At 71.9% G+C, this 21004-nt stretch carries 22 protein-coding genes; 10 read left to right on the forward strand and 12 right to left on the reverse strand.

The genetic code is table 11. The features are described from left to right. Positions 1-2 precede the first annotated feature (2 nt). Together ACIGEP_RS14775 and ACIGEP_RS14780 are read right to left on the reverse strand one after the other, a co-directional pair. Entirely contained in the window at positions 3-692 is a 690-nt protein-coding gene (locus tag ACIGEP_RS14775) for an esterase/lipase family protein (RefSeq protein ID WP_396662385.1), read from the reverse strand. Next, positions 689-1459 carry an alpha/beta fold hydrolase gene (locus tag ACIGEP_RS14780; RefSeq protein ID WP_396662386.1) on the reverse strand — a complete coding sequence of 257 codons (771 nt, stop codon included), beginning with the start codon at positions 1457-1459 and terminating at the stop codon, positions 689-691. Before ACIGEP_RS14780 ends, ACIGEP_RS14775 begins: the two co-directional genes overlap by 4 nt. Positions 1460-1679: 220 nt before the next feature. Between ACIGEP_RS14780 and ACIGEP_RS14785 the strand changes: the two genes are divergently transcribed. The 3 genes from ACIGEP_RS14785 to ACIGEP_RS14795 are packed head-to-tail and all read left to right on the forward strand — an operon-like array spanning position 1680 to position 4300. Beyond that, positions 1680-3023 (forward strand): DUF222 domain-containing protein, encoded by a 1344-nt coding sequence (locus ACIGEP_RS14785; protein WP_396662387.1) that lies wholly within the window; start codon positions 1680-1682, stop codon positions 3021-3023. A gap of 23 nt (positions 3024-3046) precedes the next feature. Then, the gene (locus ACIGEP_RS14790) at positions 3047-3502 is read left to right on the forward strand and encodes an NUDIX domain-containing protein (RefSeq protein ID WP_396662388.1); all 456 of its coding nucleotides are present in this window, start codon (positions 3047-3049) and stop codon (positions 3500-3502) included. A gap of 9 nt (positions 3503-3511) precedes the next feature. Further along, positions 3512-4300, forward strand: coding sequence for an alpha/beta fold hydrolase (locus ACIGEP_RS14795; protein ID WP_396662389.1), 789 nt, complete (start codon positions 3512-3514; stop codon positions 4298-4300). 5 nt (positions 4301-4305) lie between these two features. Here ACIGEP_RS14795 and ACIGEP_RS14800 read toward each other — a convergent pair whose 3' ends face one another. Genes ACIGEP_RS14800 through ACIGEP_RS14810 form a run of 3 tightly spaced genes read right to left on the reverse strand, consistent with a single transcriptional unit; the run spans position 4306 to position 7396 of the window. Continuing rightward, on the reverse strand, positions 4306-5163 hold the full coding sequence (locus ACIGEP_RS14800; RefSeq protein ID WP_396662390.1) for a PPK2 family polyphosphate kinase: 858 nt from the start codon (positions 5161-5163) through the stop codon (positions 4306-4308). Positions 5164-5211: 48 nt separating this feature from the next. Then, positions 5212-6999 (reverse strand): 2-succinyl-5-enolpyruvyl-6-hydroxy-3-cyclohexene-1-carboxylic-acid synthase, encoded by a 1788-nt coding sequence (gene menD / locus ACIGEP_RS14805; RefSeq protein ID WP_396662391.1) that lies wholly within the window; start codon positions 6997-6999, stop codon positions 5212-5214. A gap of 1 nt (position 7000) precedes the next feature. Next, the gene (locus ACIGEP_RS14810) at positions 7001-7396 is read right to left on the reverse strand and encodes a PLD nuclease N-terminal domain-containing protein (protein ID WP_396662392.1); all 396 of its coding nucleotides are present in this window, start codon (positions 7394-7396) and stop codon (positions 7001-7003) included. A 76-nt stretch (positions 7397-7472) separates the two neighbouring features. Here ACIGEP_RS14810 and ACIGEP_RS14815 point away from each other — a divergent pair, with 76 nt between their 5' ends. Further along, positions 7473-7730: a DUF4229 domain-containing protein gene (locus ACIGEP_RS14815; protein ID WP_251578618.1), complete on the forward strand. Its 258-nt coding sequence runs from the start codon at positions 7473-7475 to the stop codon at positions 7728-7730. A 3-nt stretch (positions 7731-7733) separates the two neighbouring features. On the opposite strand, the gene ACIGEP_RS14820 is transcribed toward ACIGEP_RS14815, so the two are convergent. Continuing rightward, complete coding sequence (locus ACIGEP_RS14820; RefSeq protein WP_396662393.1) at positions 7734-8711, reverse strand: 1,4-dihydroxy-2-naphthoate polyprenyltransferase; 978 nt, start codon at positions 8709-8711, stop codon at positions 7734-7736. A 73-nt stretch (positions 8712-8784) separates the two neighbouring features. On the opposite strand from ACIGEP_RS14820, the gene ACIGEP_RS14825 reads away from it, so the two are divergent. Further along, positions 8785-9189, forward strand: coding sequence for a VOC family protein (locus ACIGEP_RS14825; protein WP_251578614.1), 405 nt, complete (start codon positions 8785-8787; stop codon positions 9187-9189). Here the strand turns inward: ACIGEP_RS14825 and ACIGEP_RS14830 are convergent. Then, positions 9157-10323: an AMP-binding protein gene (locus tag ACIGEP_RS14830; RefSeq protein WP_396662394.1), complete on the reverse strand. Its 1167-nt coding sequence runs from the start codon at positions 10321-10323 to the stop codon at positions 9157-9159. The genes ACIGEP_RS14825 and ACIGEP_RS14830 overlap by 33 nt on opposite strands. A gap of 8 nt (positions 10324-10331) precedes the next feature. Beyond that, positions 10332-11234: a 1,4-dihydroxy-2-naphthoyl-CoA synthase gene (locus ACIGEP_RS14835; protein WP_396662395.1), complete on the reverse strand. Its 903-nt coding sequence runs from the start codon at positions 11232-11234 to the stop codon at positions 10332-10334. A gap of 92 nt (positions 11235-11326) precedes the next feature. Here ACIGEP_RS14835 and ACIGEP_RS14840 point away from each other — a divergent pair, with 92 nt between their 5' ends. Genes ACIGEP_RS14840 through ACIGEP_RS14850 form a run of 3 tightly spaced genes read left to right on the forward strand, consistent with a single transcriptional unit; the run spans position 11327 to position 15058 of the window. Further along, positions 11327-11866: a hypothetical protein gene (locus ACIGEP_RS14840; protein WP_396662396.1), complete on the forward strand. Its 540-nt coding sequence runs from the start codon at positions 11327-11329 to the stop codon at positions 11864-11866. Further along, positions 11863-14601 (forward strand): ATP-binding cassette domain-containing protein, encoded by a 2739-nt coding sequence (locus ACIGEP_RS14845; RefSeq protein ID WP_396662397.1) that lies wholly within the window; start codon positions 11863-11865, stop codon positions 14599-14601. Before ACIGEP_RS14840 ends, ACIGEP_RS14845 begins: the two co-directional genes overlap by 4 nt. 43 nt (positions 14602-14644) lie before the next feature. Continuing rightward, on the forward strand, positions 14645-15058 hold the full coding sequence (locus ACIGEP_RS14850; protein ID WP_396662398.1) for a glucose-6-phosphate dehydrogenase: 414 nt from the start codon (positions 14645-14647) through the stop codon (positions 15056-15058). Positions 15059-15065: 7 nt separating this feature from the next. On the opposite strand, the gene ACIGEP_RS14855 is transcribed toward ACIGEP_RS14850, so the two are convergent. Beyond that, positions 15066-15857, reverse strand: a complete 792-nt coding sequence (locus ACIGEP_RS14855) for a hypothetical protein (protein WP_396662399.1) — start codon at positions 15855-15857, stop codon at positions 15066-15068. A 44-nt stretch (positions 15858-15901) separates the two neighbouring features. Between ACIGEP_RS14855 and ACIGEP_RS14860 the strand changes: the two genes are divergently transcribed. Then, a complete protein-coding gene (locus tag ACIGEP_RS14860) occupies positions 15902-16795 on the forward strand; it encodes a zinc-ribbon domain-containing protein (RefSeq protein WP_396662400.1) in 894 nt (297 codons plus the stop codon). 1 nt (position 16796) lies between these two features. Here ACIGEP_RS14860 and ACIGEP_RS14865 read toward each other — a convergent pair whose 3' ends face one another. From ACIGEP_RS14865 to ACIGEP_RS14875, 3 genes are all read right to left on the reverse strand, one after another. Then, complete coding sequence (locus ACIGEP_RS14865) at positions 16797-17342, reverse strand: hypothetical protein (RefSeq protein ID WP_396662401.1); 546 nt, start codon at positions 17340-17342, stop codon at positions 16797-16799. Positions 17343-17368: 26 nt separating this feature from the next. Further along, positions 17369-18880, reverse strand: coding sequence for an alpha-N-arabinofuranosidase (locus ACIGEP_RS14870; protein ID WP_396662402.1), 1512 nt, complete (start codon positions 18878-18880; stop codon positions 17369-17371). A gap of 227 nt (positions 18881-19107) precedes the next feature. Then, positions 19108-20115, reverse strand: a complete 1008-nt coding sequence (locus tag ACIGEP_RS14875) for a LacI family DNA-binding transcriptional regulator (protein WP_396662403.1) — start codon at positions 20113-20115, stop codon at positions 19108-19110. A 75-nt stretch (positions 20116-20190) separates the two neighbouring features. Here ACIGEP_RS14875 and ACIGEP_RS14880 point away from each other — a divergent pair, with 75 nt between their 5' ends. Next, positions 20191-21003 carry a DUF1206 domain-containing protein gene (locus ACIGEP_RS14880; RefSeq protein ID WP_396662404.1) on the forward strand — a complete coding sequence of 271 codons (813 nt, stop codon included), beginning with the start codon at positions 20191-20193 and terminating at the stop codon, positions 21001-21003. Position 21004 lies beyond the last annotated feature (1 nt).

Here is a 21004-nt window from a genome sequence, read left to right on the forward strand (position 1 = left end):
GTTCAGGGTACGGCCGGCGGCTCCTCGGACAGGCCGATCAGCTCCGCGATGACCCGCGGGTGAGCCAGCACACGGAAGTGACCGCCCGTCTCGAGACGCACGTTCTTCGCGGCGCCGGGGAGCTCGCTGCCCTCAGGGATGTGCGGATCGAACCGGCCGTAGACCGACACGATGCGCGCGTTGACCTCGTGCTCGCGCGACAGCGCGAGGATCGTCGCGCTGCGCGGCGAGAAGATTCGCAGCGATGGAAGGACCATGAGGCGGCCGTAACGCGATCCGCCGAACGGGGTGGCCACGGCGAGCATCGCGCGCACCCGGCCGGTGGGCGCGTCGATGACCATGGCGCGTTTGCCGACCAGTCCGCCCTTGCTGTGCGCGAGCAGCACACAGCCGCGGAGGTCGCGCTCCTCGACGTACTCGACGACCCGGGCGGCGGCCTCGTCGACGGGTCGCCGGTTGCGTCGGAGCACCGGTAGGACGTGGACGGGATGCCCGCGGTCGTGCATCACGCGGATGAGCGGTGTCATGAACCGCCAGGTCTCGTACACGCCGGGGAGGATGACGATGGGTGTGCGGTCGCCGTTCGTGAGCTCTCGCGGATCGAGGCGGGGGAAGATCGCGGCGACCTGCCAGCGCAGCGCGTAGAGGTAGTCGCGCGCCCACCACACGGCGTTACGGACAGCGCCGATCACCGCGCGTTCCGCGATCCGCTGAAGGCGACGATCGCGTCGGCGACGATCCGTGGAGCGGTGTGCTGCACGACGTGAGGGCTCCCCGGTATCTCGAGGAGCGCGGCATCCGGTGCAGCCTCCGCCAACCGGCGACACCACTCGGCACCCGCGACCGGATCACGGGAGCCGCGGACGACGAGCAGCGGTCGTGTGAGAAGGCGCGCCCGATCCTCCGTGCGGTACGCGAGCATGTGGCGCAGCTGCCGCAGATACCAATGGATGCCACTCCGCAGATAGTCGCTGAAGACCATCCCGTTCGCGCGCGGCGATTCGCGGAAGACGTCGATCGCAAGCGCCCGTGCCTGAGCGCCGGGGGTGCGATGACGATCGTCGACGACTGGGCCCATCACGACAACGTGGCTGACCAGATCAGACCGCTGCACCGCGAGCTCGATGACCCACTGGCTGCCCATCGAATGGCCGACCGCCACGATCGGGGCGAGGTCGAGACGGTCGAGGAGAGCGGCGATCGCCGCGGCCATGGCGGGGACGTCGAGCTGTTCGACGGGCTTCGGGAGCCCACCGAACCCGGGCAGATCGATCGAGAGGACCGCGTGATCGGGGGCCAGAGAGGTGTGCAGGCGGCGGAGATATCGGTGCGACATGCCGATGCCGTGTACGAGGAGATACGTGCGAGCCGCGTCTACGCGCGGTGACTGGATGACACGGAAGTGCAGGTCTCCGATCGCGACCTCTCGGGTCGACGACTCGTCTCGGTGCTGGGTCACACGGTCCTTTCCTCAGCCTGAGAGTTCACGGTAGCGGGGTAGCCGCGGGCCGACGCGGGGCTTGACCGGGAGCGGAACCCGCGTGCCCTGGCCGCTCTGTGGGCGCACCCCCTCGTGCTTCCCTCAGATGAGAGGACTCTCATACTCGCGGTGTGCACAGCGAGTGTCCTCGACCGGTTTTTGAGGCGTCGATGTCGGTGGTCGGTGGCAGAGTGCAGGTATGGCGGACGCGACGGAAACCCCCGGTGGCGACGACTATCTCGCCACCCTGGCGGGTATCGTCGCGAACGTGGATTCCGTCGCTCGGCGGATCGCAGCGGCGCAAATCGAGGAACTGCGCGTGCTGGCTGCGGCGGGACGTCTCGCGGAAGCGCAGACCGCCCAGCGCAACGCCCGCGTACAGGTCCACGACATGGCCTTGCGGTCGATCGCCGCGGAAGTCGGCGGGGTGATGCGGGTCACCGACCGGACCGTGCAACGCCGCATCGGGGAGGCGCGGACGCTCATCGAAGGGTTCCCGGCGACGGTCGAGGCGTGGGAGCAGGGACGCATCGTGCGCGGGCATGCGTTCCTGATCGTCGAGACCGGGACATCGCTGCCGGCAGAGATGTGGGCGGAGTTCGAAACAGCGGCGATCACCCGGTGCCAACAGGACACGCCGAACCGGGTGCGCGGCGAGTTGGAGATTCTCGCGCACCGGATGCATCCGCGGTCGTTCGCCGAACGGCACGAGGAAGCCGCCGCCGGGCGCTGCGTGCGACTGGTTCCGGGTCGGGACGGGATGAGCGACCTGATCGCGACCCTGCCGACGGTGATCGCCGAGGGGATCCACGACCGGCTCACGCAGCAGGCGCGCGCGATCATCGACACCCGCGACGAACGCGCCGCTGCGCGCGCCGGGAACGCCGACGCCGCCGTGATGGCGACCGACACCCGTTCGACCGATCAGGTGCGCGCCGACGTGTTCGCCGACCTCCTCCTCTCCGGGACTCCGGCGCTCGACGACACGCGTGACACCACCGCGGGGCCCCTCGGCGCGATCCGCGCACGCGTGCAGATCCTCGTCCCCGCGGCGACGTTGACGGGTGAGGATGACGGACCCTGTGACCTCGCCGGCCGCTCCCCCATCGACCCCGCCACCGCTCGCACCCTCGCGGGCGGCGCCGGGATGTGGGAGCGGCTTCTCCACGACCCCACCACCGGGGTCACGATCGCCACCGACTCGTACCGGGTGCCGTCGGGTATGCGACGGTTCCTGCAAGCCCGCGACCAGCACTGCCGGTTCCCCGGATGCCGCACCGCCGCGATCCGGTGCGAGATCGATCACACCCACGATCACGCCCTCGGCGGGAAGACAGAGCTCGGGAACCTGGCGCACCTGTGTCAACGGCATCACTCGATGAAGCAGTTCACCGCCTGGCGGGTCCGACAACTGAAGGGTGGCGTCCTCGAATGGACCTCACCCCTCGGCAGGACCTACAGAGAAGACGCACCCACCCCGGCCGTCGCCTTCAGCCCTGCCGCACCACCACCGCCCGCCGCGGCAAAACCTGCGCCGTTCTGAGGCCCCCTGCCTACACTCGACGGATGCCGATGTCCGACTACGTCGCCTCCCTCCGTTCGCGCATCGGCACGGACTTCCTCCTCCTGCCGGGCGTGACAGCCGTCATCAGGGACGGGCAGAACTTCCTCCTCGCCCGCCATCGCCATTCCGGCCTCTGGAGCCTGATCGGTGGAGGCGTCGAGCCCGGAGAGGAGCCTGCCGAGTCCCTCGCGCGGGAAGTTCACGAAGAAACGGGCGCCCGCGTCCGCATCCGTCGCATCGTCGGGGTCTATGCAGGCGAACCGATGATGGTGACCTACCCCAACGGTGATCGGGTCGGATACGTCACGACCGCCTACGACTGCGAGCTCACGAGCGACGCCGCGGCCGACGGTGACGAGCTGCTCGAGATCGCGTGGTTCCCCCGCGACGCGATCTTTTCTCTTCCGCGCCGCGGCTGGATCGACCGCGTCATCGGCGACGTCCGCGACGATCTATAGGGTGCCGCCATGACCACCGACACCCACGGCGATCAGACCGTCGTCCTTCTGCACGGGTGGCCGGGTCTCCCCTCGGACTACGACGCGGTCATCGACGGCCTGCCGGGGGTCAGCGTCATCACGCCCGACCTGCTCGGCTTGGGCGCCGGCTTCGACGGCATCCCCAGCGCCGAGGCATCCACCGCCGATGCACACGCCGAGCACGTCCTCGCACGGCTCGATGACGCCGGAATCGCCGGCAACGTCGTCATCGTCGGGTACGACATCGGCAGCCGGATCGCCCAGGCGACGCTCCGCATCAACCCCGAACGGTTCGACGGCGCGGTGCTGACGCCGGGCTATCCGGGCATCGGCGACCGCGCCGCATCCCCTGCCCTCGCGTCGATCTTCTGGTACCAGCACTTCCACCGCGATCCGGTCGCGGCGCAGCTCATCGACGGCGACGAACGCGCCGTCCGCACCTACCTGACCCGCGTCTGGGACTCGTGGCGCGCCGATCCCGCTCCTCCTCCGCATCTCGACGACATCATCGCCGCCTACGCGCGGCCCGGCGCGTTCGCGGCCGGCCTGCAGTGGTACGTCGCCAACCGCGGCTACGCCGGCGAGACCCCACGCATCACCGTTCCGGCGACGATGCTGTGGCCGGGGGCAGACCCGCTGTTCCCCGTCGAATGGAGCGACGCCCTGAACGACCACTTCGTCGACGCCCGCCTCGACGTGATCGATGGATGCGGGCACTTCATCCCCGTCGAACGCCCCGACGCCATGGTCCGGGCGATCCGATCACACCTTCGCTGACCGCATCAGGTGGCCGCGAGGCGCGCCTTCTCGGCCTCCACATCGAAATCCGCGGCCGGCCACTGCGGATCGATGCGCTCCAACTCGTCGATGAGCAACGCCTGCACCGCCAACCGCGCGTACCACTTGTGATCGGCCGGCACGACGAACCACGGTGCCTGCTCCGTCGAGGTGCGATCGAACACAGCCTGGTACGCGTCCATGTACGCCGGCCACAGCTCACGCTCATCGACATCACCCGGGTTGTATTTCCAGTGCTTGTCGGGCCGCTCCAGGCGCTCGCTCAAGCGCGCCTTCTGCTCGTCGCCGGAGATGTGCAGCATCACCTTCACGATGTGCACACCCCGCTCCGCCAGGCCCGCCTCGAAGTCGGCGATCGCCCCGTACCGACGCTCGATCTCCTCGGGAGGAGCGAGCCGGCGCACCCGACCGATCAGCACGTCCTCGTAGTGCGAGCGATCGAACACGCCGATATAACCCGGCTCGGGGACCTCTCGCTCGATCCGCCACAGGAAGTCATGCGCGAGCTCTTCGGGCGTCGGCTTCTTGAACGCCTTCAGGTGCACACCCTGCGGATCGGTCGCCCCGATCACGTGCCGGACGATCCCCCCCTTGCCCGCCGAATCCATCGCCTGCAGCACGAGCAGCACCGCCGGCGAGTCCGGCTGCGTGCGGCTCTGCGCATACAACCGCTCCTGCAGCTGGTCGAACGTCTCGGCCGCCGCGGCCAGGTCCGCCCGCCCCGACTTCTTGCCCCCGTCGTACCCCGGCGTCGAAGCCGGGTCGACATCCGCGAGGCGCAAGCCCGGGCTCACCCGCAACAGGGTCGACGGTGAACCGGTCCACTGATCGTCAGCACTCATGCGGCACATCCTGCCGCGTCGCAGACGCCCGCGCGACGGTCTTGCGGTCTACCGCGCCAGCGGGACCTCGATGATCTGTCGGCCACCCGCGGGCGACGTCAACGCCTGGTCCAACGCACCGCGCGTCGTGACCCGCTGGTACTCCCACCCGTACGCGCGCGCGATCTCCTCGATCCGCGCGGTCTGCGGCGTGAACTGCACCCGGTCGAACGCCTCGGCACCCGCGATCCCCGCCACCTCGAGACCGTCGAAGATCGTCCCTCCGCCATCGTTGCCGACGATCACCTGGACCCGCGGCTCATTCTCGGCCGACGGATGCAGCAGCGCTCCGACATCGTGCAGGAACGCGAGATCGCCGAGGAGCACGCGGGTGACGCCCGGTGCGGCGCCGCGCTGCGATGCGGCAGCGATACCCAGCCCTGTCGCGACTGTGCCGTCGATGCCGGCCAGGCCGCGATTGGCGTGCACCGGCACCTTCTTGCCGCCGAGCACCTCGTCGGCCACCCGCACGAGTCGCGACGATCCGAACAGCAACCGGTCGTGCGGCCATGTCGCCCGCCAGACGGCATCCACGAGCACCGTCCGGTCCACCGGCGCGCGGATCGCCCCCAGCTCCGCCGAGATCGCGCCGAGGCGCTGCGCCGGCACCGCCGACGAGAGCGCGTCGACATCCGGCGCGGCGGGACTGAGGTCCACGACATGCTTCCGCGACGCCCGCATCCAGGCACCGAGCCACTCCCGGTCCGCGGCATCCGACGACGCCGTCACACGGTCCACGGCCACCGTCGCGCCGTTGAGGTTCAGATGCTCCCCCGGCCCGCGCACCGCCAAAACCTCGACGTCGTCGCGACTCAGCAGCTGCGTGACTTCCCGGCTCAGCGTCGGGTGCCCGAAGACGACGACCCGTTCGACACGTCCTCCGAGATCCGGGTCCGACAGCAGCCACCGGTACCCGTGGACCAGATGCCGTCCGAACCGGGCGCCGCTCACGATCTCCGCGATCAGCGGGTACCCGCCCTCGTGCGCCAGCTGCTCGGCATCCGCTCCGGCGTCGGCCCCGGCGACGACGACCGTCCGCGGCCCCGGCTCGAGCGTCACCGACTCCGCCCCGACGACCTCGAGCGCCGCACCGACGCCCCCGCCACCCTGGTAGTGCGCACCCCACTCGGCCTCGGCCATCTCGTCGGCGGGCTCCACGGAACCGGATGCCGCGACCACAGCGGTCGACGTGGGCAGCCACTCCGGCAGGCCACCGGCGAGCGGCTCACGAGACGGGACGTTGAGGTGCACGGGGCCCGCCACGCGCGAACCCGCGCCGATCGCGGCATCCCATCCCTCATCGGCGGCGGCACGGAACGCGGCGACCTCATCACCGTCGATCGCGTCCGCAAGCGCCTCGGCGACCGGCAGGTCGGACCCGAGTCGGACGAAACCCGAGAACATCCCCGGCTGTCTCGTCGCCTGGTTCGCCCCGACACCGCGGAGCTCGGGCGGCCGATCCGCGGTCAGCAGCACGAGCGGCACCCCGGAATGATGTGCCTCGAGGACGGCGGGGAGGAGGTTCGCGACCGCGGTGCCGGAGGTGCAGATGACGGCCGCCGGCATCCGATCCTCACGACCGATGCCGAGGGCGGTGAAGCCCGCCACGCGTTCGTCGACGCGCACGTGCAGCCGGATGACGCCTCGCGCCTCGAGTTCCGCCGCCACGAGGGCCAGCGCCTGCGACCGCGATCCCGGCGAGAGCACGACGTGCCGAAGACCCCTCTCGATCAGTCGGCTCAGCAGCGCGGACGCGGCGTCGGTCGCGGGGGCGCGACCGGATCGGTCGAGGGTCATGTCAGGAACGCGACCCGCGCGACTGCTCGTCTGAGTCGTCGTCCGCCGGCGGGTCGATCGGACGATCACGCGGGTCGGGAGCCTCGGAGTCGAGCGCTGCGAGCTCCTCCTCGAGACGGCGGATGCGCTCGTCCTGGTCGCTGCTGGTGGTGAGGCGCCCGAGGAATTCCGGGTCGTCGTCGGGGGCGCGGAAGGTGACACGGTTCGACGAGGCACGAGCGCGGCCGATGACGAACCAGAGGATGCCGCCCACGACCGGCAGCAGGATGACGATCAGCAGCCAGATCGGCTTGCTGACCCCGCGGTGACGGGTCGGAGACTGGACGGCGCAATCGACGACGCTGTAGACCCAGAACGCGGCCAGCAGCAGCGCCAGAACGAGGTACACGCGCGCCATTCCTCCATCCTAGGCGCGCGTTCGCACCCCGAGGCTGCCGGGCGACGGCACGAGGGCACGGTCGTAGAATGGGGATATGCGTGCCCGCTCAGCCCTCGTCTTCGCGCTGCTGCGGCTGCTCGCCTTCTTCGTCCCGTTCGGCATCATGATGCTCTTCCCGGTCCTGCGCGAGCAGTACTGGCTCGCCGCCATCTTCGCCGCCCTCATCGGTCTCAGCCTCTCGATGCTGTTCCTCCGTCGTCCGCTGGACGAGGTCTCGGCCGGCATCGCCGAGACCCGCGCGGCGCGTAAGCGAGCCGAGAGCGACGAAGCGGTCGAGGACGCAGCGAACTGACGCTCAGGCGACGAACGCCCAGAGGATGAACGCGCTCCACGCGAGCGATGCCAGCGAGCTCAGCTGCAGCGCGACGATGAGTTCGCGCGGCGTGCGGTAGGTCCAGACGATGAGCGTGGCCGAGAGGGTCGCGAGCAGGACGATCAGCGAGAGCCACGCCACCGGGTAGAAGACGGCAAGGATCGGCACGATCGCGAACGGCACGAACATGAACACGGTGTAGAGCACCTGGGATGCGCGCTTGCCGATGAGGACCGTGAGGGTGCGCTTGCCGGCGACCCGGTCCTGATCGATGTCGCGCAGGTTGTTCGTCACCAGCACGCCGCACGCCAGGGCACCGACGGCGATCGAGGGGATCCACGACTCCTGTGGCACGGACCCCGCCTGCACGAAAGTCGTGCCGATGACGGCGACGGGACCGAAGAAGACGAACACGAACAGCTCGCCGAGCCCGTGGTAACCGTAGGGGCGCTTGCCGCCGGTGTAGAACCATGCGGCGACGATGCAGACGGCGCCGACCGCGAGCAGCCACCAGAACTGCGTGCGCACGACGATCGCGACCCCGGTCACCGCGGCGATGCCGAAGAAGATGAGCGCCGCGATCAGGACCGCGCGAGGGGCGACCCGTCCCGAGGCCGTCAGGCGGGTGGGCCCGACGCGGTGGTCGTCGGTGCCGCGGATGCCGTCGCTGTAGTCGTTGGCGAAGTTGACCGCGATCTGCAACGACACCGCGACGACGAGGCAGCACAGGGCGAGCACCCAGTGGAAGCCCGCACCGACGGCGATCGCCGCGCCGGTACCCACGAGGATCGGGCTGATCGCAAGCGGCAGGGTGCGCAGCCGGGCGGCACCGATCCAGTCTCGCGCCGTCACCGGGGCGGGCTTCGGCGGGGCGGACGAGACGCGCGCCTTCGCCGGGTTGCCGCGCGAACCGGAGCGCTTCGCGGCGGGCTTGCGTGAGGTCTTTCGGGATGCGGCCACGAGCAAGAATCCTATCCGCGCTCCCCCGCGCCACCCCCTCCCGCGTACGGCGCCGCAGGCGGAGACTGGGCGCATGCTGCACATCGGGAACATCGTGCTCACCGTCGAGGACATCGATCGCGCCATCACGTTCTGGACGCAGGCACTCGGCTACACCGCCCGCAAGACCGACGTCGACTGGGCTCTCCTCGACTCGCCCGAGAAGACCCGGTGGAGCGACCCGCTGCCGAGCCTCGCCCTCTCGGTCACCGGCTACCCGCAGCACTACCCGCCGCGGATCCATCTCGACCTCTACGCCGAGGATCAGGGCGAGGAGGTCGCCCGTCTGCTCGCCCTCGGCGCGCGCGAGGTGGACTGGGACGGGTACCCGGACGATGCGGACTGGATCGTCCTCGAGGACACCGAAGGCAACCGATTCTGCGTCGTGCAGACCGGTCCGTTCGCATCAGGCGCCGGGGACGGCGTCCTCCGCGAGTAGCCGCCGGAGCAGCGCGCGGTCGGGCTTGCCGCTCGCCGTCAGCGGCACGGCGTCGAGCACGAGCAGCTCGCGCGGGCGCGCCGGCGCGCCGATCGCGGCCGCGACGACCCGGCGCACCTCCTCGAGCACGCCGGGCTCACCCCGGCCGGCGAGCGCTGCCCGTGAGAGGACGACGACGGATGCCGCGCCCCACCGCTCGTCCGTCGTCGGCACGACGACGGCGCCGTCGAGTCCTGGCACGGTTCGCGCCGCCTGCTCGACCCGATCGAGCGACACGTTGACACCGCCCGAGACGATGACATTGTCGCGGCGCCCCGTCACCCGCAGCACGCCGTCGTCGAAGGATCCCGCGTCACCCGTGCGGTACCAGCGCGCCCCGTCCTCGTCCCGGACGAACGCCTCGGCGGAGAGCTCAGGATCGCCGAGATAGCCGTCGGCGAGCGTCGGGCCGCTCAGCTGCACCTCGCCGTCGGCGACACGCACGCGCACGCCTTCGAGCGGTCGGCCGTCGTAGACGCAGCCTCCGCTCGTCTCGGTCGATCCGTAGGTGCGGACGATGCGCGCGCCGAGGGCGGCGGCCCGCTCGGCGAGCGCGGGCGGCAGCGCCTGCCCGCCGACGAGCACGGCCTCGAACGACGCGAACGCGCGGGCGACAGCGGCATCCGACTCCCCCGCCTCGACCAGGGTCTGCACCTGCGCCGGCACGAGCGACGTGTAGGTCGGGATGCGGAGTCCGCCCTCGCTCGCGGCCATGGCCGACGCGGCCGCCGTGAAGGTCTGCGCCGTGAACGACCCCGCGAGGATCGCCGGGTCGCGCCCGGCGACGAGCGCCCGCACCATGACCTGGACCCCGGCGACGTAAGTGGCGGGCAGGGCGAGCAGCCAGCTGCCGCTCCCGATGCGGTCGGCGGTCGCGAGCGCCGACGACGTCAGCGCGGATCGGCTGAGCGCGACGGACTTCGGGTACCCCGTCGACCCGCTCGTGGTGACGACGACCGCCGTGCCCGCAGGAACCTCGTCGGGCAAGCCGTCCGCGGCACCGAGCGCGACAGCCGGCCCGGCCCCCAGCACGGCCGCCCGCAGCGCGCGCAGCACATCGCGCGGATCGGCGGAGTCGAGCGGGCGCAGCTGCATCGCGGGACTCAGAAGTGGTACGGGTAGGGCGACCAGTCGGGGTCGCGCTTCTCGAGGAACGCGTCGCGGCCCTCGACGGCCTCGTCGGTGCCGTAGGCGAGCCGGGTCGCCTCGCCGGCGAAAACCTGCTGGCCGACCATGCCGTCGTCGATCGCGTTGAAGGCGAACTTCAGCATGCGGATCGCGGTCGGCGACTTGCCGAGGATGGTGCGCGCCATCGCGACCGCCTCGCGCTCGAGGTCCGCGTGCGGCACGACGCGGTTGACCGCGCCCATCTCGTACGCGCGCTGCGCCGAGTACTCCTCCGCGAGGAAGAACACCTCGCGCGCGACCTTCTGTCCCACCTGACGCGCCATGTAGGCCGAGCCGTAGCCGGCGTCGAACGACCCGACATCCGCGTCGGTCTGCTTGAACCGCCCGTGCTCGGCGCTCGCGATCGACAGGTCGCAGACGATGTGCAGCGAGTGGCCGCCTCCTGCCGCCCACCCCGGGACGACGGCGATGACGACCTTCGGCATGAAGCGGATCAGGCGCTGCACCTCGAGGATGTGCAGGCGTCCCGCGCGGACCGGATCGTGGACCGCGGTCTCGTCGTCGGAGTACTTGTACCCGTCGCGCCCGCGGATGCGCTGATCGCCGCCGGAGCAGAACGCCCACCCGCCGTCTTTCGGGCTCGGCCCGTTGCCGGTGAGCAGGACGACGCCGATCTTCGGGTCCTGACGCGCGATGTCGAGCGCACGGTACAGCTCGTCGACGGTGTGCGGGCGGAAGGCGTTGCGCACCTCGGGCCGGTCGAACGCGATGCGCGCGATGCGCCCGTCATTCGAGACGTGCGCGGTGATGTCGGTGTAGGCCTCGGCGCCGGGCGCCGGGGTCCACTCCGCCGGGTCGAAGAGCTCGGAGACGGTCACCGGGCAAGCCTACGCGCGGGGCCGATCCGAGCGGATGCCGCGCGGCGTCACACACCGCGTCGCCACCGCCCGCGCGCCCCTACCCTGGAGCGGTGACGTCCCGCGCCCTTCCCGCCCTCGCCGCCGCCGTGCTGGCACTCGCCCTCTCCGCCTGCGCGCCGGTGGCTCCGAACGCCGACCCCGGTCCGGCGTCGCCGACGCCGTCCGCCGCGACGTGCACCGCCGACTCCGGGGTGACGGTCATCGTCGACGGCGGTGGCCTGTCCGGAGCGGACGAGGTCGCCCTCGATACGTGCGTCGCCACCGATGAGCCGATCGCGGCGACCGACGCCCTCGCCGCCGCCGGCGTGGAGCTCGAGGGGACGACCGAATACGGCGACGCGATCGTCTGCCGCGTGGACGGCCAGCCCTCCGCCGACGAGCCCGTCGGGTCGACCGAGGACCCCGACTACGTCGAGTCGTGCGAGAGCATGCCCGCCGGCTTCGCGTACTGGGGCCTGTGGGTCCGGCCGTCCGCCGACGGCGAGTGGGGCTTCGCGCAGGAGGGCATCGAGACCCTGCAGCTCGCACCCGGCGAGAGCCTCGAGCTGCTGTTCTCGCTCGACGGCGAACCGGCGGCGCCGACGTCGTGACCTTCCGACCCGGACCGCTGCGCGCCGCGGCCGCCGTCGCGGCCGGGTTCGTCGTGGTCCGGGTGCTGTACCGCATCCTGTTCGGCGGCGCGGACGGCGACGGAGCAGTCCTCCTCGATCTCCCGTCCTGGCGCCTGCCCGCACCGTTCGCGCACGTCGAGGTGCTCGGCCCGGTGACCTCGGGCGGGATCGCTGCGGCCGCGGCATCCGCTCTGCCGATCGCGGTGCCGTTGCTGATCGTCGGCGCGCTCGTCGCGGTGCTCGACGTGCCGCGCCTGCTCGCGCGCGGGGCGCGGCGGGGTCCGCTGCAGGGCCTCGCCCGCGCGCTGGCTCTGGCGTGGGCGACACTGCCCGCACTCGCCGACGCGGTCCGCGCCACGCGACGGGCGGCGCGCCTGCGCGGCGAGCGCCCCGGTGTGAGGTTGCTCGCGCCGGTGCTCGAGCGCACCCTCCAGCGGGCCGTCGCGCTCGGAACCGCGCTCGAGCTGCGCGGCTACGCCGGGGCGGGCGAGACCCTGCGCGCCGACCCGGTCGTGCAGCTGGCGGGCGCCGCGTGGGGATTCGGCGACCGCGCCGTCGCGACCGTCGAACGGCTCGACCTCGCAGCCGGGACGCTCACCCTCGTCGTCGGACCCACCGGCGTCGGCAAGAGCACCGTGCTGCGCGGCCTCGCCGGGCTGCACACGACGACCGACGGCGGGTGGAGCACCGGCACGATCGATGTGATCGGGATGCCGCGCGACACCCGGCTCCCCCGCGACACCGCCCGGTCGGTCGGGACCGTGCTGCAGGATCCGCGTCAGGGCTTCGCGGCCGAACAGGTGCGCGACGAGATCGGCCTCGCACTCGAGCTGCGGGGTGCGGCGACGCCCGAGATCGACACACGGGTCGCCGAGGTCGCGATGCGCACGGGGGTCGACGCCCTGCTGGACCGGCGGGTCGCCGAGCTGTCGGCGGGCGAGGCGACGCTCGTCGCGATCGCCGCCGCCATCGTCGACGAGCCCGCGCTGCTGCTCGTCGACGAACCCCTCGCCGATCTCGACACGGCAGCCCGCGCCCGGATCGCCGCCGTGCTGGCCGACCTCGCGCATCGGTCGGGCGTCTGCGTCGTCGTCGCCGAGCATCGCGTCCGCGAGTTCGCCGACGTCGTCGACGACGTCGTGAGTGTGGGCACGCGGGACGACGTGCCGCTGCCCCGCCCATCGGCGAGGGCGATCGGCGGGGCGGTCCTCGACGCACACGGGGTGACGGTCCGGCACGGCGCGCGGACCGCGGTCGACGGCGCCGACCTGCGCATCGCGGCCGGCGAGATCGTCGCGGTGCAGGGGCCGAACGGCGCCGGCAAGTCGAGCCTGCTGACGGCGCTCGCGCTCGGTGCAGCCGGGGTGCAGGCGACCGGGAGCATCGCGCTCGTCCCGGATGCCTCGGACGACCTCTTCGTGCGCGACACGGTCGAGGCCGAGTGCCGCCACGCCGACCGGCGCGCGCGGGTGCCGGGAACGGCCGCGCTGTTCTTCGACCTGCTCGGGGTCGCGCCCGACTCCCCCACGGCAGACGCGGTGCGTCGGCGGCATCCGCTCGACCTGTCCACCGGGCAGCGCCGGTGCCTCGCGATCGCGATCCAGTGCGCCCGGCGCCCCGCAGCGCTGCTCGTCGACGAGCCGACGCGGGGGCTCGACCCCGCGGCCCGCGCGCTCGTCGCCGCCGCCCTCGTGCGCACCGCCGAGGCCGGGACCGCCGTGGTGTTCGCGACCCACGATGCCGAGCTCGCCCGGGTGCTCGCGGACCGCGCGCTGCGCATCGAGGCGGGCGTCCTGCGCGCGGGCGTCGTCGCGTCGGATCCGGAGACCGTCACCGGATCCGGACCCTTCGTGCCCCCGGCATCAGATTCCGACGGCGTCGTCCCAATCCGAGGGCGAGCGGATGCCGCCCCCGCCCGCCCTGGCTCGCGCGGACTCGTGCTGCTCGCCGCGAACCTGCTCGCCGCCGGTGCGTTCGCCTGGCCGCTGGTCGCGGCAGCGCTCCCGTCGCAGGCGCAGGCGGCGGCACCCGTCATCGCCCTCGCCCTCGCGCCGCTGGCCGTTCTGCTCGTGGCGACCGCCGTCGACGCGTCGATCCGCTCGGCCCACACCCTCGCCCTGCTCGCGACGCTCGCCGCGATCGGCGGCGCGATCCGTCTCGCCTCGACCGGGGTCGGCGGGGTGGAGGCGCTGTTCGTCCTGCTGATCCTGGCCGGCCGCGCCTACGGTGCGAGGTTCGGGATGCTGCTGGGCGCCGCGTCGCTGCTGCTCTCGTCGCTCGTGTGGGGCGGTGTCGGACCGTGGTTGCCGTTCCAGATGTTCGCGTGCGGGTGGGTGGCGGCGGGCGCCGCGCTGCTGCCGACGAGGGTGCGCGGGCGCGGCGAGATCGTGCTGCTCGCGATTTACGGCGTGGTGGCGTCGTATCTGTTCGGTCTCGTCATGAACCTCTGGTTCTGGCCGTTCGCCGTCGGCGGCGGGACGACGATCTCGTACCAGGCCGGCGCACCGATGGGCGAGAACCTGGCGAGCTTCCTGTTGTACTCCCTCGTGACGTCGACGGCCGGGTGGGACACCGTGCGCGCCGTCACGACCGTCGTGGGGATCGTGCTCGTCGCGCGCCCCGTGCTCCGATCGCTGCGGCGGGTGAAGCCGGTGTCCCTGCCGGTCGCGCCGTCGGCAGCACCCGAACCTGTCGCGACCGTGCGAAGCTTGTAGGGCGGCCCTCACCCCCGAAACGAGCGCCGCGGAGGGACCCCGCATGAAGATCACGAGATCATCCGACTGGCGGGACGCTCTTCCGTTCGAGACGCCCGTTCTCGCCGCCGAGGCCGTGCCCGGCGAACCGACCCGCTGCGTGAGCTGCCCCACCGGGAGCGAGCCGCGTGAGCGCACCGAGCTGTGGGTCGTGAAGCACCGGCATCCGAACAACCACGCCGGCTTCGTGCGGTACTACTGCGCGGAGCACTCCCCGAAGACCGCACCCCCGCCCCCGCCGTCCGTCGCGAGCCCCGGGCGGGCCCGCGGTTCGGCGGCCAAGGCACGGCCCGAGCGCACCGTCGCCCCCAAGCGGCCCGCGGCGTCGCTCGACGTGGTGCGGGCGATGTGCCCGGACTGCTTCGTCGAGGTCTCCGCGACCGGCGTGTGCGGGATGTGCGGCCAGCAGGTCGCCTGAGCGCAGGTCAGCTCCGCGGCTCGCGGCTCAACGCCGTCGCGGCCTGCACACGCCACCACTCCTCGGCCGCGTTAACGCTCGCTTCCGGGAGCAGCGACGACTCCGTGGCGGTCAGCCCCGCGTCCTCCCCCTCCGTGGTGACGGGGCGCGCACTGCGGACGACGAAGACGTCGCGGCCCTTCACCGACGCGGTGACCGTGGGCTCCCTCCCGTCGACGACACGCACCCGACCGTCGTCGTCGGTCTGCGACCCCGGGCAGGCGGCGAGGGCTTCGAGGATCGGCGCGTCCAGAGCCTCCGCCGTCGTCGCGAACCGCCAGGCCTGCATCCCGATGACCATGTATTCCTCGGCGGTCGTACGCCCGACGACGTAACCCGCGATCTGCCGTTGCGCTCCCGCGGCGAACATGTACTCGACGGGGGCGCCCGAGAGAGCACGCGACACGTCGTCGAGCGGAGCGGTCGGCGCCGCACAGGTCTCGACGGTGCCCACCGGCTGCGTGGAGACCGGCGCGCAGGCACCGTCACCCCTCAGGAGGTCATCGCCGGACGCCGTCCACCCGGCCATCGGGTCCGCCGGCTCGATCACGCCGAGCACCTCGTCGAGGTTGATGAGCATCGTCGTGTCGCCGGCCCATTCCGCGCACCGCGGCGGCTCGGTGACGTCCTCGGCCGACGCGGCCGGTGTCCGCTCGGCGCTCGGCATCGGGGACCGCTCGGATTCGAGGCTCGCTGTGGAGACGCACCCCGCGAGCGCGATCGCGGAGAGCAGGACGAGCGCGAGTCGAAGGGGACGCATCCTCGCAGTATGCCGTGTCCGAGCCCTCGCCTACCGTCGGCACCGTGACGGAACCGGTGCGGTGGTGGTGGCAGCGGCGCCAGTTCTCGCGCGGCGTCGACGTGCCCTACCCCGTCGGCACGTACCGGTCGGCGTGGGCCGCCTACCCCGAGCTCGTGCGGCAGTACCACCCCGACCTCAACGAGGGGATCTCGCTGTCGCAGATCCCGCCGGCGGCCGACGTCTTGCTGTGCTGGGAGTGCACGGCGGGCCACCGCTTCGCGGCGACCCCCTCCGAACAGCGCGAGCGACCGGGACGCGTCCGGCGGCGGTCGGCGTGGTGTCCCGAGTGCTCCGCCCTCGCGGCGCCGCGACCGGTGAAGGTCGTCGAGCGGGTGGATGCCGCGCAGGTGCTCGCCGCCGTCGACCGCGCCAAGGCGGTGCGGATGCCGGTGGCCCCCGCTCCGGCCCCGCGACCGAAGCGGGCGGCGCCCGCGGTCTGCGAGAAGACCCCCGACCTTGCCGTCGGGGAACCCTTCGTCAGCGAGTGCGCGCCACGACCGGCATCCGCTGCCGAAGGCCGACTGCGACAACAGCTTTCGCAGGCGCTCCTGTTCACCGAGGGGATGACGGCGGTGCGCGTCGGGCGACCGTTCTTCCGGCACCGCGAGGTGTGGCCCGACATCCTGTTGCCCGAACTGCGAGTCGCGATCGAGTACGACACTCCGGGCCGTCACGGGCTCGAGCACGTGGGAAAGCGGGAGGCATCCGATCGGCGGAAAGACGCCCTGCTGCGCGCCGCCGGCTGGGAGGTCGTGCGGGTGCGCACCGGCGGGCTCGAGCCCCTCGGCCCGCACGATGTCGTACTGCGGACGGCGGGCACGAAGACGGTTCCGGCGATCATCGACGCGCTGCGTGGGATCCGCGGCGACCTGGTCGTCGACGCCTACCGGCGCTGAGTCAGATCGGCTCGTCCCAACTGATCACCCGGGCGTTGCCGAGCGGCACCGTGCCCGGTGCGAGCACGTGCGGGATGCCGTGGAACCACGCCCCGCTCACGCCGCGCCGCACCATCTCCTCGAGCCACGCACGGTTGGCCGGCGGGATCTCGGTCACGGTGACGAAGGATGCCGCCTCGAACGGCACCACCTCCGACGGGTCGAGCGCGTCGCCGACCGCCGACACCGTGCGGTCCAGGACGACGGTCCCCGGCGGCAGGTCCGCGGCGGGGATCGCCCAGAACTCCGTCCGTGGCAGTTCTTTGCCACGGACCTCCCGCCAGGCGCGCCAGACCGCGTGCGGGTGTACCGGGCTGAGGAACACCACCTCGGTCCACGATCGCCCCGTGCCGGGGATCGCGGTCTCGCGCAACCGCCGCCGCTCCGGGGTGTCGTCGTACTTCGCCATCGCCCGCGCGTGCGCCGTCGGATCGATCGCCGCCAGCGCGGATGCCGGGACGAGCCCGTCGCCGACGAGGTCGACCCGCTGGTGGAAGACGAGGTTCACGGCACCACGTTACGACGACCCCCGTCTCAGCCCAGCCCGACCGCCGTCCACGACACCGGCGGCAGCGTGATCGTCAGCGTGCCGCCGTCGACGACGGCGGAGTCGTTCGCGCGCGGCGCGACGCGCTCCCGGTCGGCGAGCGTGTTCTTCGCGTAGACGTCGTCGTCCGAGAGCGTGTGCGTCTCGACGATCGAGGTCGCACCGAGGCCCGACACGTCGACGGTGACCTCGATCGCATCCGTCGTGCTGCGGTTCACGAGGAAGACCGCGCTGCGGCCGGTGGCGTCGTCGTGCGTCGCGACGGCGTCGACGAGCGGCACCTCGCCGAAGACGGCGGTCTCGTACGACGGCGCATCGACGAGGACCCGCATCGCGGTCCCCTGCGCGAGACGTGACGTCAGCGAGAACGGGAAGAACGTCGTCTGGCGCCACGCCGGTCCGCCCGGCTCGGTCATGATCGGCGCGATGACGTTCACCAGCTGGGCCAGCGACGCGCTCGCGACACGGTCGGCGTGCTTGAGCAGCGAGATCATGAGGCTGCCGAAGACCACGGCATCCACCACCGAGTACACGTCCTCGAGCAGGCGCGGCGCGACCGGCCAGTTGTCGAGGCCGTCGATCTTCTCGACGTTCTCCCATCGCGACAGGTACCAGACGTTCCACTCGTCGAACGAGATGTCGATCTTCTTCGTCGAGCGCTTCACCGCGCCCACGTGGTCGGCGGTGGCGACGACCGTCTCGATGAAGCGGTCCATGTCGACCGCCGAGGCGAGGAAGCTGTCGATGTCGCCGTTCTTCTCCTCGTAGTACGCGTGGCACGAGATGAGGTCGACGTCGTCGTAGGTGTGGGTGAGGACGACCCGCTCCCACTCGCCGAAGGTCGGCATCGTCGCACCGGACGAGCCGCACACGACGAGCTGGATCGACGGGTCGAGCTGCCGCATCCCCTTCGCCGTGCGAGAGGCGAGCTTGCCGTAGTCCTCCGCCGAGCGGTGGCCGAGCTGCCACGGTCCGTCCATCTCGTTACCGAGGCACCACATGCGCACGTCGAAGGGTGCGGTCGCACCGTTGGCGACGCGCCGGTCGCTGAGCGCCGTGCCCGAGCGGATGTTGCAGTACTCGAGCAGGTCGATCGCCTCGAGTGTGCCACGCGTGCCGAGGTTCACCGCCATCATCAGGTCGCTGCCGACCTTGTCGAGCCACGACGAGAACTCGTGCAACCCGACCTCGTTGGTCTCGGTCGAGTGCCACGCGAGGTCGAGGCGGCGCGGACGCTCGGCGACGGGCCCGACCGAGTCCTCCCAGCGGAAGCCCGACACGAAGTTGCCGCCGGGGTAGCGGATCGTGTCGACCCCGAGCTCCTTGACCAGGTCGATCACGTCGGTGCGGAAACCCTCGGCATCCGCGCTCTCGTGACCGGGCTCGAAGATGCCGTCGTAGATGTGTCGGCCGAGGTGCTCGACGAAGCCGCCGAAGATCTTGCGGCGGACCTCGCCGATGGGGGCTGCGGCGTCGACGATGAGGCGTGCGGAGGTCATGTAGGGCTTTCTTGGTCAAACCGGTAAACGTTGTAATTCATGATGGCGAGCCGGATGCCGGTCCGTCAAGACCTTTGCGCGCACCTCCGGCGATCACCGATGCAATGGATCCGGGGCGACACGCCGATGCGGGCAGCCCGGGACCGGCGTGTCGGGCGAGATCTGTTGCATCCGCGAGCGCGGGACGAGCGGATGCCGCCCCGCGACACCCGCGCACGGATGCCGCGTCAGCGACCCGGCGCCGACTCGCGCACGCGCAGCTCGTACGGTGCGGACTCGACGTGCGCCGGGCCTGCGGCATCCGTCACCCGACCGAGGAGGGTGTCGACGGCGTTCTGCGCGATCCAGCGCCGGCCGGGGTCGATCGTCGTGAGCGAGGGGATCGAGTACCGCGCCTCGTCGAGGTCGTCGAAGCCGACGACGGCCACCTCGTCGGGCACGCGGCGCCCCGCCTCCTGCAGCGCGCGGATCGCGCCGAGGGCGAGCATGTCGTTCAGCCCGAACACCGCGTCGAAGGCGACCCCCCGTGCGATCAGGTCGCGCACCGCGTGCGCGCCGCCGGCGCGGTCCCAGAAGCGGGTCGCGACGACCAGGTCCGGGTCGAGCGCGACACCGGCGTCGGCGAGAGCCGCGCGATGCCCCTGCAGCCGCAGCCCGGACGCGCCCTCGGCGTCGGCGTCGTGCGCGCCGAGCACGGCGATGCGTCGACGACCCGTCCCCAGCAGGTGCGCCGTCGCCGCCTGCGCCGCCTCGACGTTGCGCATCGTCACGTGGTCGACGGGCGCGTCGTAGACCCGTTCGCCGAGGAGCACCGTCGGATACGCGGTCGGGCGGTCGGACAGATCGGACGCCTCGAGTCCCAGCGGACTCAGGATCAAGCCATCCGTCAGGCCGAGCCGCGGGCTGCGCAGCAGCTCGCGCTCCCGGTCGCGCTCTCCGCCGGTCTGCTCGACGAGGACCACGACCCCGCGTGCCTCGGCGGCGGCGATGACCATGCTGGCGAGTTCGGCGAAGTAGCTGAAGGACAGGTCCGGCACGGCGAGCGCGATCACCCCGGTCCGCCCGCTGCGCAGGCTCCGCGCCGTGAGGTTCGGCGTGTAGCCGAGCTCCGAGATCGCCCGCTGCACCTTCTCCCGCGTCGCCGGACGCACATGGGGGAGCCCGTTGATCACGTTCGACACGGTCTTGATCGACACGCCGGCCAGCCGTGCGACGTCGTGCAGCGTCGGTGTCATCCGCCCTCCCGGCGTCACTGTACAGCGCGGCGCAACCCCTGCGCGGACGACGAGCGTCCTCCCTAGGCTGACGCCATGACCTCTACGGCGAAGAACGCGGCGCACGACGCGAAGAACAGCAAGGCGGTGCACCTTCTCGCGCGGGCGGGGTTCGCCGCGAGCGGCGTCGTCCACATCCTCATCGGGGTCATCGCGATCTCGATCGCCCTCGGCGCCGCCGGGGGGCAGGAGGCCGACCAGTCCGGTGCCCTCGCGCAGCTCGCCGCCGCACCCGGCGGCGTCTTCCTGCTCTGGGCGGTGACGATCGGGCTCGCCGCCCTGGGACTGTGGCACCTGCTGAGCGCGATCCTCGACCGCAGCGCCTCCTCGAGCAAGGACCGCACCGTGCACATCGTGAAGAACGGCGCCAAGGGGGTCGTCTACCTGGCGATCGCCGTCACGGCAGGGACGTTCGCCGCGGGCGGGTCGTCGAGCTCGTCCGGGTCGACGACCTCGCTCACCGCGGGCCTGCTGTCGACCCCGGGCGGGGTCTTCCTCGTCGTCGCCGTCGGGATCGTGCTGATCGCCATCGCGGGATACCTCGTGTTCAAGGGCGCGACGCGTCGCTTCGAGCGCGACCTGAGCATGCCGGGTGGCGCCGCCGGTCGGGGTGTGCGCATCCTCGGGACGGTCGGCTACATCGCCCGCGGCGTGGCGATGGCCGGTGTCGGCATCCTCTTCCTCGTCGCCGCCGCGACGAACGACCCCGAACGCTCAAGCGGTCTCGACGGTGCCCTGCGCACCATCGCCGGCCTCCCCGCCGGCAAGATCCTGCTCGTCCTCGTCGGCGCAGGGTGGATCGCCTACGGCGTCTATGCCTTCTTCCGCGCCCGGTACACGCGCCTGTGAG

Origin of the sequence: Microbacterium sp. NPDC077663 (genome assembly GCF_044542795.1) — a bacterium.
Taxonomy (GTDB): Bacteria; Actinomycetota; Actinomycetes; order Actinomycetales; family Microbacteriaceae; genus Microbacterium.